This window comes from Amycolatopsis sp. NPDC000009 (genome assembly GCF_055563465.1).
In genome coordinates, this window is the sequence record NZ_JBVHDI010000021.1 from 34,402 (window position 1) to 49,887 (window position 15,486).

General features: G+C 68.6%; 13 protein-coding genes and 1 pseudogene. 8 read left to right on the plus strand and 6 right to left on the minus strand.

What is annotated here, in order from left to right:
- Positions 1-91: 91 nt before the first annotated feature.
- Positions 92-222: pseudogene (locus ACZ3HL_RS36505) on the plus strand (HNH endonuclease); the annotation flags it as partial.
- 859 nt (positions 223-1,081) lie between these two features.
- Here ACZ3HL_RS36505 and ACZ3HL_RS36510 read toward each other — a convergent pair.
- Positions 1,082-1,426 (minus strand): MmcQ/YjbR family DNA-binding protein, encoded by a 345-nt coding sequence (locus ACZ3HL_RS36510; RefSeq protein ID WP_465535928.1) that lies wholly within the window; start codon positions 1,424-1,426, stop codon positions 1,082-1,084.
- Positions 1,427-1,549: 123 nt separating this feature from the next.
- Here ACZ3HL_RS36510 and ACZ3HL_RS36515 point away from each other — a divergent pair, with 123 nt between their 5' ends.
- Both ACZ3HL_RS36515 and ACZ3HL_RS36520 read left to right on the plus strand, forming a co-directional pair.
- Positions 1,550-2,179 (plus strand): class I SAM-dependent DNA methyltransferase, encoded by a 630-nt coding sequence (locus ACZ3HL_RS36515; protein ID WP_465411580.1) that lies wholly within the window; start codon positions 1,550-1,552, stop codon positions 2,177-2,179.
- Positions 2,180-2,181: 2 nt separating this feature from the next.
- Positions 2,182-2,946: a glycosyltransferase gene (locus ACZ3HL_RS36520; protein WP_465535930.1), complete on the plus strand. Its 765-nt coding sequence runs from the start codon at positions 2,182-2,184 to the stop codon at positions 2,944-2,946.
- On the opposite strand, the gene ACZ3HL_RS36525 is transcribed toward ACZ3HL_RS36520, so the two are convergent.
- Positions 2,894-3,493, minus strand: coding sequence for a TetR/AcrR family transcriptional regulator (locus ACZ3HL_RS36525; RefSeq protein WP_465535932.1), 600 nt, complete (start codon positions 3,491-3,493; stop codon positions 2,894-2,896). The genes ACZ3HL_RS36520 and ACZ3HL_RS36525 overlap by 53 nt on opposite strands.
- A gap of 99 nt (positions 3,494-3,592) precedes the next feature.
- Here ACZ3HL_RS36525 and ACZ3HL_RS36530 point away from each other — a divergent pair, with 99 nt between their 5' ends.
- A complete protein-coding gene (locus ACZ3HL_RS36530) occupies positions 3,593-4,969 on the plus strand; it encodes a cytochrome P450 (protein ID WP_465535934.1) in 1,377 nt (458 codons plus the stop codon).
- A 99-nt stretch (positions 4,970-5,068) separates the two neighbouring features.
- Entirely contained in the window at positions 5,069-5,521 is a 453-nt protein-coding gene (locus ACZ3HL_RS36535) for a carboxymuconolactone decarboxylase family protein (RefSeq protein ID WP_465411584.1), read from the plus strand.
- A 5-nt stretch (positions 5,522-5,526) separates the two neighbouring features.
- On the opposite strand, the gene ACZ3HL_RS36540 is transcribed toward ACZ3HL_RS36535, so the two are convergent.
- Positions 5,527-6,252, minus strand: a complete 726-nt coding sequence (locus ACZ3HL_RS36540; RefSeq protein WP_465411918.1) for a helix-turn-helix transcriptional regulator — start codon at positions 6,250-6,252, stop codon at positions 5,527-5,529.
- Positions 6,253-6,386: 134 nt separating this feature from the next.
- Here ACZ3HL_RS36540 and folE point away from each other — a divergent pair, with 134 nt between their 5' ends.
- On the plus strand, positions 6,387-6,983 hold the full coding sequence (gene folE / locus ACZ3HL_RS36545; RefSeq protein ID WP_465411585.1) for a GTP cyclohydrolase I FolE: 597 nt from the start codon (positions 6,387-6,389) through the stop codon (positions 6,981-6,983).
- On the opposite strand, the gene ACZ3HL_RS36550 is transcribed toward folE, so the two are convergent.
- A complete protein-coding gene (locus tag ACZ3HL_RS36550; RefSeq protein WP_465535936.1) occupies positions 6,973-8,211 on the minus strand; it encodes an MFS transporter in 1,239 nt (412 codons plus the stop codon). The two genes, folE and ACZ3HL_RS36550, sit on opposite strands and share 11 nt — an antisense overlap.
- A gap of 106 nt (positions 8,212-8,317) precedes the next feature.
- On the opposite strand from ACZ3HL_RS36550, the gene ACZ3HL_RS36555 reads away from it, so the two are divergent.
- Positions 8,318-10,855 carry a P-loop NTPase fold protein gene (locus ACZ3HL_RS36555; RefSeq protein ID WP_465535938.1) on the plus strand — a complete coding sequence of 846 codons (2,538 nt, stop codon included), beginning with the start codon at positions 8,318-8,320 and terminating at the stop codon, positions 10,853-10,855.
- Here ACZ3HL_RS36555 and ACZ3HL_RS36560 read toward each other — a convergent pair.
- On the minus strand, positions 10,804-11,544 hold the full coding sequence (locus tag ACZ3HL_RS36560; protein ID WP_465411588.1) for a flavin reductase family protein: 741 nt from the start codon (positions 11,542-11,544) through the stop codon (positions 10,804-10,806). The genes ACZ3HL_RS36555 and ACZ3HL_RS36560 overlap by 52 nt on opposite strands.
- 245 nt (positions 11,545-11,789) lie before the next feature.
- On the opposite strand from ACZ3HL_RS36560, the gene ACZ3HL_RS36565 reads away from it, so the two are divergent.
- On the plus strand, positions 11,790-13,859 hold the full coding sequence (locus tag ACZ3HL_RS36565) for an AMP-binding protein (protein ID WP_465535940.1): 2,070 nt from the start codon (positions 11,790-11,792) through the stop codon (positions 13,857-13,859).
- Here ACZ3HL_RS36565 and ACZ3HL_RS36570 read toward each other — a convergent pair.
- Entirely contained in the window at positions 13,816-15,465 is a 1,650-nt protein-coding gene (locus ACZ3HL_RS36570) for an AMP-binding protein (RefSeq protein ID WP_465535941.1), read from the minus strand. The two genes, ACZ3HL_RS36565 and ACZ3HL_RS36570, sit on opposite strands and share 44 nt — an antisense overlap.
- Positions 15,466-15,486 lie beyond the last annotated feature (21 nt).

The following is a 15,486-nucleotide window of genomic DNA, read 5'->3' on the forward strand; positions in this document are numbered from 1 at the left end:
CGGTGTCGCCGGGCGCACGATCGCCGGCGCGAGACAGCCTTCCGGCACCCCCGATGAACTGCACCTCGTGCGCCGCCGCGACATCTCACCCATCCGCGACGACGGCTGCGCGTTCCCGGAATGTCACCGGAAGCCAAAGAACTGACAAGCCCATCATATTGAGCACTGGGCGGACCGACCGATCTTCGGAATCCCCTGCTGCTGTGCGGTTTCCATCACCGCTGAACCCCGAGGAGCCCGCCAGCCACACCGGCGACAGGCACCTCGTCATGCCTACGTCCCGCTGACCCCCTCACAACTCGCCACGACGCGGTCGCACTCGATCCTGATGCCTATGCGGCAGTCCAAGAGCGTGAACGTGCCGCGTAGTTCCATCGGAGGCCAGAGGCTCCCTCAGGCACCCGACCACGAAAAGCCCGCCACCGGACCGGCGACGGGCTAAAAGAAAAGGTCCCGCTTCCGCTCAGCGAAGGCTGGGGGTTCCTGCGAGCAGGAAGCGGGAGTTTGTGGCCGGTACGGGGGCCGCCTCTCGGCGAGTGGCGCGACACGGCTCCGGCCGAACCGGTATTCCGTGAAGGCGAAGGGTGAGGCCCGGGGGCACCATCCGTACCGACACTCTCTACAACGCACCGCCGTTCGAAATGTTCCCCGGCGCCGATCCCGAATCGGTGTGACCCGCGTCTACACACGAATGCACGAAAAAAGATCCGCTCCCGCTCTGCGAAGGCCTGGGGGTTACCTGCGAGCGGAAGCGGACAATTCATATAACGCGAAGACACACCGAAATGTTCCCCTCGGGCGAGTGACCTGTGTCAACCCGAAACCGGGCGGACGAAAAGACCCGCTCCCGCTCAGCGAAGGCCTGGGGGTCACCTGCGAGCGGAAGCGGGAGCTGAAGCCGGTACGGTGGGCCGCCTCTCGGCGAAAGGCACGACATGGCTCCGGCCGAACCGGTATTCCATGAAGGCGAAGGGTGAGGCCCGGGGGCACCATCCGTACCGACACCCTCTACAACGCCACGACTCGGAAAACGTTCCCCGCGAACGAAGTGACGCGCGTCAACACACGAATGCGGTAACGCTCAGCAGGGCGGCGGAACCTGATCGACCAGTTCTTCGGGAGCGGACAGCCGCCATGCCTCGTAAACCAATTCGTTCAGCTCGTCGGATTCGATGCCGTCGAGGTACACGACCACCCAGCCGAATCCCCCGGCCGTGAACTGCACCTCGAAGACGTCCGGCCGCTCGGCCACGAGGGCTTCCTGTTCGGAGAGCGTCTGCTTCAGGCCGACGGTCTGGGTCCGCGGCCAGTAGTAGCCGAACCGCTTCCCGCGCACGCTGAACGACTCCCACTCCTTCGCGTCGGATCGCTCGACCTCGGCGAGCGACTTCAGCATCCGGTGGAACTCGTCACTCGACACGCTCATCGTGAACCCCAAACCCCAGTAACTCCGTCGGCTCCAGTCTAAGGGTCCGGGCGGGCCCGTCCTTTGAGGACGTCGATCGGTAGATTCGCCGGAGGAGATCCACTCGATCCGGGGAGCTGCGCAATGGACCGTCCGGTCACGGCGGCAGAGTTGTTCGACGCCATCGGTTCCGCCTACGAAGACGTCTTCGGCCGGGCGCCGGCGGTCGACAAGGCGGTGCGGCGGCTGCTGGACAGCCTGCCGCCGTCGTCGAGGGTGCTCGACATCGGCAGCGGAACCGGCAAACCGGTGGCCGAGGACCTGTCCTCCGCCGGGCATCGGGTGACCGGGCTCGACGTTTCGCCGGTGATGGTCGATCTCGCGCGCGAGCAGGTTCCAGCCGCCACCTTCGTCCACGCCGACGTGCGTGAATGGACCTCGCCGCCCGAGTCGTGGGAGGCCGTCTGCGCCTTCTTCCCGTTCCTCCAGATGCCGCGCAAGGACACCGAAGCCGTGCTCGCCGACATCGCGCGCTGGCTGGTACCGGGTGGGCTTTTCGCTCTGGTCACCGTTCCGCGTGACGCCGAGGACGCGCCCGCGGAGTTCTTCGGCCGTACCTTCCGCGTGACCAGTTTCGCCCCGGACGACCTCGTCCGGCGGGTCGAGGCGGCCGGGATGGAGGTCACCGGCACCCATTCGGAGGTCTTCACGGCGGACGAGCCGGGGACACCGCCGGAGGAGCACCTCCTGATCACCGCTCGACGCCCGGTCTGATCATGCCGGTCGTCAGCGTGATCACCCCGGTCCACCCGCCGAGCCTGCCGTACCTGACCGAGGCGTACGAATCCCTCGCCGCGCAGGAACTCGCACCGGGCTGGACCTGGGAATGGCTGGTACAGGAGGACGGCGAGACCGGTCTGCTCGACGACGTCCTCCCCGCGGACGAGCGCGTGCTGCCCGGCTCGGGCCGCCGGGGCGGCCCCGGGGTCGCACGGATGATGGCGCTGTCGCGCTCCACCGGTGAGCTGATCAAGGCACTCGACGCGGACGACCTCTTGGCTCCCGGCGCGCTCGCGCGGGACATCGCGGCGCTGGAGGATCCCGAGATCGGCTGGACGACTTGCCGGGTGCTCGACCTCTTTCCCGACGGGACCACGGCCGGTGTCGACAGTGATCCCGAGGAGGGGCGGATCGAACGCGGCGCGATCCTGCGCCACTGGCAGCGCAACGGATACGTGTCGTCGGTGGTGGCCGGGACGCTGTGCATCCGCCGCGAACTGCTGCTGGATCTCGGCGGCTGGATGGCGCTGCCCGCCTCAGAGGACACTGGGCTGATCCTCGCCGCGAACGCCTGCTCGGACGGCTACTTCGTCGCCACGTGCGGCATGTTCTATCGGAAGTGGGCCGGTCAGGTCACCCGGTCCGCGGCGCACAACGACGACGGCGAGCGGCTCGCCCGGATGAAGCTGATCGAGGAACGCGCCGAGGTCATGTTGGCACGTCGACGAGGTCGAGCAGCGCCTTCGCGCACAGATCCCTGATCTGGTCCCGGTTCAGACTCCGGCACTTGAGCCAGTCGAGGCAGACCGCGACGACGAAGGCCAGCCAGCCGCGGACGAGCACCCGCAGGGCCTCGGGCGGATCGCCGTCCGGGCACAGCACCTCGAGGATCCGGCGCCCCTGCTCGGCGAAGTTGTTGTCCAGGACCTCGCGCACGCCGTCGACGGCGATCGACGTGCCCGAGTGCAGTGCCCGGTAGCCGTCCTCGTTGGCTTCGACGTAGCGCAGGTACGCGTCGAGGCCGGCCGTCAACTGCTCCGCGAGCGGGAGCGTGGGATCGGATTTGGTCATCTCGAGCAGGCGTTCGCCCTGCGCCTTGATGACCTCGGTGACGAAGTCCCGTTTCGTCGGGAAGTAGTGGTACAGCAGCCCGCGCGACACCTCGGCGATGTCCGCGACCTGCTCGATCCACACGTCGTCGTACGGCCGCTCCGCGAACAGGCGGGCGCCGATCCGCAGCAGCTGTTCCCGCCGCTCGGCGGTGCTCAGCCTGCTGCGGGGCTTTCCGGAAGAAGTACTCGGCGCCATCGGGGCATCGTACTTACTTGACACGAGTTCAGTAACAGGCCACGCTCGCTATTGGATGTCGGTTCAACAGCGCTCACAGTGCTCATCAGGAGGGGCTCGATGGCCACCGCTCTCCCCCATCCCCCGCGACGGATCCCGCTGATCGGCGACGTGCTCGGCGTGTCGCCGAAGACGCCGGTCCAGGACTCGATGCGGCACGCGGCCGAACTGGGCCCCGTTTTCGAGCGCAAGGTGTTCGGCCGGAGCATCGTGTTCGTCAACGGCGCCGAGATGGTCGCCGACCTCTCCGACGAGAAGCGCTTCGCGAAGCACGTCACGCCCGCGATCTCGAATCTGCGCCCGCTCGGCGGCGACGGCCTGTTCACCGCACACAACGAAGAGCTGAACTGGCGGCGCGCGCACGAGATCCTCGCACCCGCGTTCAGCCGCAACGCCATGCAGCGCTACCACCCGACGATGCTGGCGATCACCCGCGAGCTGCTGGACACGTGGGACAAGGGTGGCGAGGTCGACGTCGCGGACGACATGACCAAGCTGACGCTGGAGACCATCGGCCGCACCGGATTCGGCTACAGCTTCTCCTCGTTCGAACGCGCTGAGCCGCATCCGTTCGTCGCCGCGATGGTCCGCACACTGCGCCACGCGCAGCGAAGGGCGATCCAGCCGCCGGTCATCGGACCGCTCCTCAGCCGCAAGGCGAACCAGCGCAACGAAGCGGACCTGACGTTCCTCCACTCCGTCGTCGCCGACGTCATCGAGGCGCGCCGGAACGACACGAGCACCGAGGACCTGCTCGGGCTCATGCTGAACACCACGCAGCCGAGCACCGGCGAGGCGCTGGACGAGGACAACATCCGGCACCAGATCATCACCTTCCTCGTGGCCGGGCACGAAACCACTTCGGGCGCGCTGTCGTTCGCCCTGTACTACCTCGCCAGGAATCCGGACGTCCTTGCCCGCGCACAGTCCGAAGTGGACAAGGTGTGGGGCGGGAATCCGGACCCGTCCTACGCGGAAGTCGCGAAGCTCCGCTATGTCCGGCGAGTGCTCGACGAAGCGCTCCGGCTTTGGCCGACGGCGCCCGCGTTCGCGCGCCAGGCCCAGGTGGACACCGTCGTCGGCGGCGAGTACCCGATGCGGAAGGGACAGTGGGCGCTGGTCCTCATCCCGGCACTGCACCGTGATCCCGTCTGGGGAGACGATCCCGAGTCGTTCGACCCGGACCGTTTCTCCCCGGAACGCAACCGTGCCCGCCCGGCGCACGTCTACAAACCCTTCGGCACCGGCGAGCGGGCCTGCATCGGGCGGCAGTTCGCCCTGCACGAGGCGACATTGGTACTCGGCATGCTGCTGAGCAGGTACGAGCTGCGCGGCGACCCGTCTTATCGGCTGAAGGTGCAGGAGCTGCTGACACTCAAGCCCGAGGGCTTCAAACTGGAGGTCTCGCTCCGCGACCGCGCGACGGTGCCCGCCTAGGGCTTGAGCACTCCGTGCCCTGGTGAAGTCCGGTCACATCTCCGGTCCGGGATCCGTCAGTGGGCTGAAAGCAAGACGGAAACCCAGAAGGAGAACATCATGGAAACCCGGATCCCGAACCCCGCGATGGCGAACCCGGCCACGCTGAAGGCCCTCATCGCGCTGGCGGAGTCGACCGGCGACACCGGTGTCCCGAACACCACGCACTACCTCATGCACGTCCGCGCCAGCCAGATCAACGGATGCAGCGGCTGCCTGGAGATGCACACCAAGGAACTGCGCAAGGCGGGCGAGTCCGACGAGCGAATCTTCACCGTGGCGGCGTGGCGTGACACGGCCTACTACACCGACGCCGAACGCGCGGCGCTCGCGCTGGCCGAGGCCATCACCCGGATCGCGGACCGGGCCGACCCGGTCGACGACGCGGTCTGGAACGAGGCCGCTCGTCACTACGACGAAAAGCAGCTCTCGAGCCTGGTCCTGTCCATCGCCGCCATCAACACCTGGAACCGGCTCAACGTCGCCACGCGGCAGATCGCCGGCGCCGCCTGATCGGCCTATTCGGCCTGTCGCAGCTCCACACAGCATTCGGCCGTGCCGGGAACGAGGGCCGCTTCCACGTTCCCGGCGCGCACGCCGTTCAGGAAACCGGCCAGGAAAGCCTGATTGATCCCGCAGACCAGCTCCGGAGCCTTCGCGGCCAGCGGATGGAACGGGCAGTTCCGCAGCCGGACGCAGGTCCTGCTGTCCCGGCTCGGCTCGAAACCGTAGCGGCGAAGCACCCCCTCGGCGACGGTGAGCGCGCGTTCCGTGCCAAGCCTGCCGGGACGCGTTCGCGCTCGTTCTTCTTCTCCCGCCGCGAAACCTCGCTCCCCCGCGACCCGCAGCACGGCTTCCCGCGCGGTCTCACCGCTCCCTTCGGCGAGCACGGCTTCAGCCAGGATGCCCGCGAGAATCTCGTGACGCCGAGCGGGAAGCTGCACCTGGATGGCTTCGTCGACGGGTTCGTAGACCTTCGGCCTGCGCCCCACCTTCACCACCGGACCGGCCGCGAAGCCGAATCTGAGCAGCCCGGCCGCCACGAGCTTGTCGAGATGGAAGGCGGCGAGCTTGCGGGAGATCCCGACCGCCGCCGCCGCTTCGTCACGCGTGACCGGACGCCTCGCGCGCCGTGCGTAGGCGTACATGCCGCGACGGAGGTCGTCTTCGAGCGCCGCCACCGCGGCGATGGCGGGGGCGTCGAGGCCGTCCGGGTCCGGCAGGTCGGGCACTGTCACGTTCACCACGATATCGCCTATCTCAACCGGCGGAACATTCTGGACTGTCGATCTACCATGTAGGATGAGCCCGCGGGTGCTAAAACACCCAAAAGTCTTGGTTTAATACACTGGGGTTCGCGCTCAGCCTAGGAGGCCAAATGTCCACTCCCGCCTTGCGCGTCGTGCACGAAACCGGGCCGGGGCCGGACCTGGCGGCCGCCGAGACCGCGGCCGCCGACCTCCTCACCGCGTTGGGCATCTCGCTGGACTCCGAGAGCCTCCGAGGCACCCCGGGCCGGATGGCGCGCGCGTACGCCGAGCTGTTCACCCCCCGGCCGTTCGACCTCACGACCTTCCCCAACGACGAGGGCTACGACGAACTCGTGCTCGCCAGGGGGATCCCGGTCCGGTCGGTCTGCGAGCACCACCTGCTGCCGTTCGTCGGGGTGGCGCACGTGGGCTATCTGCCGGGAGAGCGGATTCTCGGCCTGTCCAAGCTGGCCAGGATCGTCGAGCACTTCGCCTGCCGTCCGCAGGTTCAGGAGCGGCTCACCAAGCAGGTCGCCGACTGGCTCGAAGAGCAGCTCGAACCGCGTGGCGTCGGCGTGGTGATCGAAGCGGAGCACTCGTGCATGACGTTGCGCGGGGTCCAGGCCGTCGGGTCGAGCACCGTCACCTCGACCCTGCTCGGCACGCTGCGTGAAGACGCTCGTTCGCGCCAGGAGTTCTTCGCGCTCACCGGGATCAACGGCTGACAGTGGGCTCTTGCGCGTAGGCCGCGGAAACGACCTCGCGGTCGAACACCCGCCAGGTGAGCGCGGAAACGATCACCGCCACCACGAAACCGGCCCAGTACGGCGTCGTCAGCCCGAACTTCGACGCCACCGCCCCGCCGAGCAGGGCACCGACACAGTTGCCGCCCGCGATGATGAACAGGCTGGTGCTGCCGACCCGGCCCAGCATGCCGGGCGGGGTGAGCCGCTGACGCAGGGAACTGCCGACGATTCCCCACAGGGCGCCGTGCACCCCGAAGAGGAACAACGTCACCCCGACGACCGGTGCGCTCGTGCTCGTCGCGAGCACCAGATGGGTTCCGGCCTCGATCAGCAGCCCGATCCGCAGCGTCCAGGTCGGCGTGCACCAGGTGATCAGCCGGTCACCCGTGACCGAGCCGAGCAGCCCGCCCACCGCCATGCAGGTGAAGAGCAGGCCGTACCCGACCGAACCCAGCTGGAGCCGTTCCTTCGCGAGCAGCACCAGGACCGAGGTGGCCGCGACGAGGGTCAGGTTCAGCATCCCGATCAACCCGATCATGGTCCTCAGCAGACGCTGACCGGCCAGCCACCGGAACCCCTCGGTCAGCTCCGATCGCATCGACCGGCGGGCGACCGGCTCGACGGGCTGTGACCGATAGGAGCCGGCGATCAAGCCGAGCAGCAGCGCGCTGACCGCGTACGTTCCGGCGTTGACGTAGAACGGGATGCTCGCCGCGACACCGAACAGGAATCCGCTCAGCGGCCCGGAAAGCATGCCGTGGGCCAGCGTCGTCCCGGCGTACAGCCGACCGTTCGCCCGCTCCAGCGACGACTTCGGCACGATCGCGGGCAGCATCGCCCCGCTCGCCGTCCGGAACACGACCTCGCACGCGTTGATCACGAAGAGGACGGCGTACAGCAAGGCGATGCCGACGTCGCCCATCGAGATCGCGACGGCCAGCAGCGCGACGGCGGGCACGCGGATCCAGTCGAGGGTGATCATCAGCTTGCGCCGGTCCACCCGGTCGGCCAGCACTCCGCCGGGCAGCGAGAAGAGCAGCCACGGCAACCAAGCCACCGCGAACCCGCCCGAGACCACGAGCGGGTCGTCGGTGCGGGAAGCGATCAGCAACGGTGCCGCCACCGTCGCGAGACCGCTGCCCAGTGCGGACGTCGTACTCGCCGTCCAGAGCTTCGCGTACCTGCCGTCCAGCCGCTCCCCCGTCATGAGATCAACGTAGCGACCGGTGACCGAACGGATGCGGAGTTTCACCCACAGCTGATCGACCGCCCCCTAGACTGCCTTTCCGTTCGGCCTTGGGAGGGGAGCACGGATGGTGCTGGTGCGCGACGTCGATCCGTCGATCCTGCTGATGAACAAGGCGCCAGGCGAGAAACCGGGGGCTTACCTGCCCAGGGACATCGACGCCCCGCTCAGGTCTGCGCTCGAGACCACGCCGTTCACCCTCCTCGTCCACGAGGTCTACTCGGGGGCGAGGCGATCGGCCTGGGAAGCCTTGACGATGACCCATGCCGGAACGGAACTGGTCGTCGAGCCGGAACTCGACGAGCTCGTGACCGACCAGCACGACGGCCAGGCAATGCTCTGGCTCGACCGGAAGCTGCCCCAAACCCTCGGCCGCGACCCCGCCACGGTGGCCAAGTGGCTGGACAAGGATCCTCGGCGCCGGCTTCTCGGACTGATCGGCGAAAGCCAATACGACCACCCGGAACTGCGTGCGGCGATCGATCGCCTCGGGCCGGCCGTTCTCCACATCGGCCCTGCCCTCTCCGCCGCCGAACGCGAGGGAGCCAAGGCGATGTTCCCCGCGTCGGGGCCGATCCGCACGATCGACGAGATCGCCGTCGCGCACCGGCCCGCCGATTCCGGGGACGAGGATCCGGACCCCTTCCCCACTCACCTCGCGGACTACCGGCCCGACACCGACGACGGAGTCGACCGCCTCGGCATCGGTCCCGACGTGCGTATGCTCGCCGACCTGGTGGTCTCCCGGATGATCACCCCACCCCTGTCGATCGGCCTGTTCGGCAGCTGGGGATCGGGCAAGAGCTTCTTCATGCGCCAGATGCGACTGCGCGTCCGCGAACTCGCCGATTCCGCGCGGGCGGCCGAAACCGCGGCGGGCGCGCACGGGAAGCCGGTGTCCTCCTACTGTTCGAGTGTCCGCCAGATCAGCTTCAACGCCTGGCACTACAGCGAAGCGAACCTCCTCGCCAGTCTCGCCACGCATATCTTCGACAACCTCGCCGCGAGTGGTGCCGAGAACGACCTTCAACGCCAGGCCGACCTCCTCGCCGAACGCCGCAAGACCGAGAAGACGCTGCTCGGCAGGCTCAGCGCGGTCCGCCTCGAACGCAGAACACTGACAGCCAGCCAGAAGCAGGCCAACCGGAGGCGGCGAAAGCCGCGTGAGTACGTCCGCGCGGTCTTCGACAGCCTCACCGAGGCGGACAAGGCGTGGATCGCGTCCAGGATCGGTGTCGACCAGCCGACCGCCGAAGACCTCGAACGGCTGGCACAGGAAACCGGCGGGCTGCGTTCGGACGTCGCCGAATTCTGGCGAAGACTGCGACAGGATCCGGTTCCGCTACTGGTCCTGATCGGCGGACTGGTGACGGTCCTGGTCGTCACACTGGTCGTCGGCCGGTCGCAGGTGTCCGGAGTGCTCGGCGGGCTCACCGTGGTGAGTTCCGCGCTGACCGTCGTCCTGCGGATGCGCGCGAGCGCGGACCGGATCCACCAGGCGCTCGGCAAGCTCGGCGGACCGTCCGAAGAGGACGAAGAGACCGAGCGGCGCCTTGCCGAGCTGGACGCCGAATCCGACCGGATCGAAAAGGCGGTCGCCGAACTCGCGCCCGGGCTGGACCTCGTTTCGTTCGCCGAGTCCCGGGTCTCGGACTACGTCGAGCATCTCGGCGTGGTCTCCTTGCTGCGCAAGGATCTCGAGACGTTCGCGACGATGCTCGCCGAGGTCCCGCACGGTTCCGGGAAGATCGAGCGAACCGTTCTCTACATCGACGACCTCGACCGCTGCCCGCCCAAGGTCGTCGTCCAGGTTCTCGAAGCCATCCATCTCCTGCTGGCCCTGCCGGTGTTCGTCGTCGTGGTGGGAGTCGACTCCCGGTGGCTCAAGAAGGCCGTCGAGCAGCATTACGAGGAGATGCTCGGCGACGACCCGGAAACCTTCGCCGAAAACTACCTCGAAAAGATCTTCCAGGTGCCGTTCACGTTGTCCCCCATGGACGATCCAGGGTTCGCGGGGCTCGTGCGCGGGCTCGCCGACACCGAGTCCCCCGATGCCACTCCGGCGCCGGCCCTCGCTGGAACGGATCGGGCCACCGGCGACCGTCCTCCCCTGGCCGCGGTCGTTTCGTCTCGTCGCGCGGAAGCACCGAAACCGTCGTCCGAACAGTCCACAATAGACGTCCGACCTCCTCGACTGGTGATTTCACAGGCAGAACTGGACTTCCTGCCGACGCTGGCCCCGCTCGTCCGGTCCCCGCGGGCGGCGAAAAGGCTGTTGAACCTGTACCGCCTGCTCCGGGCGCGCTTCGCCGGCGAGGAACTGGCCGGATTCCTCGCCGACGGGGACCGCGAGGCGCCGTTCCGGGCGGTGCTGGTGCTGCTCGCGGTCCACGTCGGGCATCCGGACGCCGTCCGGTGGTTCGCCGGCCTCGCGGCGACCGACGCCGACGACAAGGCCCTCGCGATCGTGTCGTCGATGAACGACCACGAACTGCGGCCGAAGCTCGAACGCGGCCTGTCCGGCGAAATGTGGCCACAGCTGGCCGCGTCCTATCAGCGCTGGCTGCCGCTGGTGAACCGGTTCTCGTTCGCCCGCGACGACTGATCCCGCGATCGCTCGATGTCCGGCCCGCGGTAGAGCCGCTCCGGGATCCGGGCCAGTGTCGAGGGATGGACCTGCGGGCCAAGGCCGTAGAGCTTCTGGAAGCTCATGATCAGCGGCCGCCACCGGTCGGGGTCGATCCGGTCTTCGGTGCCCGGCATCCGCACGTCGTCGTGGACGTGGACCCGCTGCACGCGGACCTCGAACACGAGGACGCCGCCGCGTTGTGCCGGATCGTCCTCCGCGAGCGGGTGGACGGCCTCGACGACGGCCTCCATCGTCACCGGGCATTCCGCGACACGCGGCGGCCGGACCGTCTCCGAGGGGACGGGGGTGAGCCCGGCGCGGGCGAACTTGTCGGGTTCGTGCCGGTATCCGCGTTCGTACTTGCGGGCCGGGACCGGATCGGATCCGGTGGTCAGCGCCAGCCTGTCGACGGCGGCGGCCAGCGCGTCGGAAGGGAGATTCAGAACACATTCACGGTTGCGCATGAGATTTTGTGCCGTCTTGGATTTCGCGCCCAGCCCGAGCATGCCCCGCCAGCCGAGCCAGAACGCCGACGACATCGGGGCCAGGTTCGGGGCGCCCGCCTGGTCGACCGTCGAAAGGAGCACCACCGGGGTGCCGAAGTAGAGGATTCCGGGCTCGATACGGGTGTGCGCGGACTCGGCCGCCGACGTCGTAACTGTCACGTTCGCCAGCTTCGCCGGGCCGCGCGCCGAAGGCTGGCGAGAATCGGACGTCGCGATCAACCCCCTCGGCGGACGGCTTCGCGGCGTCGGAGCACCTACCCTTTTCCTTGAGCCGGGGCGGACCCCGCGGTCGTTCGGAGTATTGCGTTCGGCCGATTGCTGGTAGGTTCGCCGAACTTGAACGACGAAGGAGGCGCCGGCAGCGGCCCGGTCAACACCCGAACGCGCGTGGTGAGGCGAATCGCATGCGAGACGATGTGGTCCAGGCGAGCTCGATTCTCGGGCATTCCCCCGGCCAGGTTTGGGAAGTGATCGGCGATCCCGAGTCCTACTCGAGGTTCGTCGCGGAGATCAGCTGGTGCGAGATCCAGCGCCCCGCCGAACGCGGGCGCGGTCCGAAATGCCTTGTCCGGCTGGAGCCGCGGCCGGGGACGCTCGCCGCCGGTGACATCGAAGCCCGCGTCTGGCGGCCGGGCGAGCACGTCGTCTGGTGCGGCGTCGAGAACGACGGGATCTGGGTCTCGGTCGAGCTCCGGCAGGCTCCCGACGGCGGCACGGAACTCACCGCCCAGCTGATGCTTCCGGCTCCGCACGCCGGTCTGGTGTCCGCTGCGTCCTTCAAACGCACCGTCCGCGCGGCGGCCCGCCGGATCGATCTGCACCTTTCGGGCCGGGCGGCGTCACCCCAGGAGGAACCGGCGCACACCAAGGCCACCACGCTGCACACGGCGAGCACGCTGATCAAGGCCGGGGTGCTCGCGGCCGCGCGCCCGGACAAGATCGCGCGGCAGCTCACGTCGTTGTCTCAATGGGGCGCCACCGTCGCCGGCGGCTACTCGGCCAACGCCGCCCGCGTGCCCGACGACGTCGCGTTGCACGACGAGCGCGACGTCCGGACGTTCAAGCAGACGGCCGATCGCAGCAACCAGCTCGCGAACGCGCTCGCGGGCCGCGGAGTACGCGCCCGCGACCGGATCGCCTTGCTCTGCCGCAACCACGCCGCGATGGTCGAGTCGCTGATCGCGTGCAGCAAACTCGGCGTGGACGCGATCCTGCTCAACACCGGGCTTTCCGCCGGCGCGGTCGCGGACGTGATCGGGCAGCACAAACCGGTCGCGGTACTCGCCGACGACGAGTTCTCGCGGATCATCGCCGGCATCCCCGGTGATTTCCTGCGGCTGTCCACCTGGCCGGAAACCGAGAACGGCTACCCGACGATCGATCAGCTGATCGCCGGGGTCCCCGCCACCAAACTCAAACCGGTGGACCGGATCGGCAGGCTCGTCGTCCTCACGTCGGGCACCACGGGGACACCCAAAGGCGCGCGCCGCCCGACCCCAAAGGGATTGTCGACGTCGGCCGCCATGCTCGACCGCATCCCGCTCCACTCCGGAGACCGGTTCGTGGTGGCCGCGCCCCTGTTCCACAGCTGGGGGCTCGCCGGGATGCAGATCGGGATGGCCGTGCGCGCGTCCCTGTCGCTGATCCGCCGGTTCGACGCCGAGGAGATCCTGCGGACCATCGCCGAACACCGCTGCGGTGTGCTGTTCGCCGTACCCATCATGTTGCAGCGCATCCTCGACCTGCCGGAACGGATCCGCGCCCGCTACGACCTCTCGTCGCTGCGGATCGTCGCCAGCAGCGGATCCGCGCTGCCGGGCACGATCGTCACCGAGTTCATGGACACCTTCGGCGACGTGCTCTACAACTTCTACGGCTCCACCGAGGTTTCGTGGGCCAGCATCGCCACGCCCGAGGACTTGCGCGCCGCGCCGACCACCGCCGGCCGCTGCCCGCCCGGCACCCGCGTCGCCATCCTCGACGACGACCACAATCGTGTCCCGCCGGGCTGGGAGGGGCAGATCTTCGTCGGCAACGACATGCTTTTCGAGGGCTACACCGACGGCGCCAGCGTGCCCCGCGCGGAGAACCTGATGGCGACCGGCGACGTCGGCTACCAGGACGCCGCCGGACGGCTCTTCGTCACCGGCCGGGCGGACGAGATGATCGTGTCCGGTGGGGAGAACGTGTCCCCACGTCCGGTCGAAGAGGCCATCGCCGCCCTGCCCGGCGTCCACGAAGCCGCGGTGATCGGCGTGCCGGACCGCGAGTTCGGGCAACGGTTCGCGGCGTACATCGTGCCGAAACGCGGTGCCCGCATGAGCGCGGACGACGTCCGCGCCTACATCCACCACCGGCTTGCTCGCTTCGCGGTCCCGCGGGACGTGTACTTCGTCGAGGAGTTGCCCCGGAACGCGACCGGCAAGGTACTCAAGCGGTTGCTGAGGGACGAAACCTGGCCGATCGATCAGTAGAATGCCGCTCCCGCAGGAGGAACCTCTGGATCTTCCCGCTGGGGGTCTTGGGCAGCTCCGTCACGAAGTGCACCTCACGCGGGTAGGCGTGCGCGGCGAAGCGGGTCTTGACTAGCTGCTGCAGTTCGGCCACCAACGCTGTGTCGGCGGAGGCGCCGTCCCGCGCCACCACGTATGCCACGACCACCTCGCCGCGCAGCGCGTCCGGGACACCGACGACGGCGCATTCGGCCACGGCGGAATGTTGCTGCAGAACGCTTTCCACGTCGAACGGGCCGATACGGTAGCCCGCCATCAGGATGACGTCGTCGTCCCGCGAAGCAAAGGTCAAGTAGCCGTCGGCGTCCTTGGCGGCGACGTCGCCGGTGTAGTACCAGCGGCCGTCGGGGCTGAAACGCGCGGCGGTGCGCTCGGGCGCGTCGCGGTAACCCCGGAACCACACCAGCGGGCTCGCCGGGAGGTCCACGGCGACGCGTCCCCGCTCTCCCGGCTCGGCCACCACGTCGGCGTCTTCGCGGAGGACCTCGACCGCGAAGCCCGGCAGAACCCGTCCCATCGAGCCGGGCTTGACCTCCGAGTGGAGGTCCGGATGCCACGCGTTGCCCACCACCATGCCGAGTTCCGTCTGTCCATAATGGTCGTAAACACCGACACCGAGCTTCGACGACGCCCACTCCAGGACATCCGGGGTCAACGGTTCCCCCGCCGACGAGCAGTGCCGCAGGCGGAGACCGTCCGGCACCGGGGCGGCCGAGTTCCGGAGCGCGCGATACACCGTCGGAGCGGCGGCGAAGTTGGTGACGCCGAACCGCTCCAGTACCGCCCACGTCAGTTCGGCGGAGAAACCCGCGTGCAGCAACAGACTCCGCCTGCCGGTCGCCATCGGCGTCATGATCGCGTAGTACAGACCGTAGGCCCAGCCGGGGTCGGCGGCGTTCCAGAAGACGTCGTCCGCGCGGACGTCGAGCGCGAAGTCCTGGTACGCCTGGAAACCCGCGAGCGCGCGGAGCGGAATCGGGACGGCTTTGGGCGTTCCCGTGGTCCCGGAGGTGAACAGCTCGACCAGGACCCCGGACCCGCCGGTCACCGCGGATCCCCGCAGCGGCGCGGCGTCGGCCAGCATCTCCCGGAACGACAGATCGCCCGCCTCGCCGTCACCGACGACCACGATCCGCCGCGAGGGGTCGTCCGGCAGATCGGCGGACGGCCTCAGCTTCGGGCGTTGCCCGGCGTCGGTGATGACGACCTTCGTGTCGTTGCCGGTGACGCGCAGCGCGATGGCGGGCGGCGCGAACGCCGTGAACAGCGGGACGTGCACCGCGCCCAGCCGCCAGATCGCCAGCAGCGCCACGACCAGCTCCGCCGACTTGCCCATCAGCGTCGCGACGCGGTCCCCCGGCCCGACCCCCAGGCCGAGCAGTGCCCCGGCGAATCGTTCCGACTGCTCGCGCAGCTCGCCGTAGGTGAGATCGTGGCTGGTCAGATCCGCTTCGACCACGGTGAACGCGACCGCTTCCGCCGGATGCCGGTCGCACAACAGCGTCGCCGCACTGGCCCGCTCGTCGTCGTAGACCTCGAGCAACCGCCGGACGTGAGCTTCGGTCATCGTTTCTCCCGGGACGTTGGC

Coding starts and splice junctions, on each gene's coding strand:
- ACZ3HL_RS36510 (WP_465535928.1), bottom strand. CDS start 1,426: ATGAGCGTGTCGAGTGACGAGTTCCACCGGATGCTGAAGTCGCTCGCC.
- ACZ3HL_RS36515 (WP_465411580.1), top strand. CDS start 1,550: ATGGACCGTCCGGTCACGGCGGCAGAGTTGTTCGACGCCATCGGTTCC.
- ACZ3HL_RS36520 (WP_465535930.1), top strand. CDS start 2,182: ATGCCGGTCGTCAGCGTGATCACCCCGGTCCACCCGCCGAGCCTGCCG.
- ACZ3HL_RS36525 (WP_465535932.1), bottom strand. CDS start 3,493: ATGGCGCCGAGTACTTCTTCCGGAAAGCCCCGCAGCAGGCTGAGCACC.
- ACZ3HL_RS36530 (WP_465535934.1), top strand. CDS start 3,593: ATGGCCACCGCTCTCCCCCATCCCCCGCGACGGATCCCGCTGATCGGC.
- ACZ3HL_RS36535 (WP_465411584.1), top strand. CDS start 5,069: ATGGAAACCCGGATCCCGAACCCCGCGATGGCGAACCCGGCCACGCTG.
- folE (WP_465411585.1), top strand. CDS start 6,387: ATGTCCACTCCCGCCTTGCGCGTCGTGCACGAAACCGGGCCGGGGCCG.
- ACZ3HL_RS36550 (WP_465535936.1), bottom strand. CDS start 8,211: ATGACGGGGGAGCGGCTGGACGGCAGGTACGCGAAGCTCTGGACGGCG.
- ACZ3HL_RS36555 (WP_465535938.1), top strand. CDS start 8,318: ATGGTGCTGGTGCGCGACGTCGATCCGTCGATCCTGCTGATGAACAAG.
- ACZ3HL_RS36565 (WP_465535940.1), top strand. CDS start 11,790: ATGCGAGACGATGTGGTCCAGGCGAGCTCGATTCTCGGGCATTCCCCC.
- ACZ3HL_RS36570 (WP_465535941.1), bottom strand. CDS start 15,465: ATGACCGAAGCTCACGTCCGGCGGTTGCTCGAGGTCTACGACGACGAG.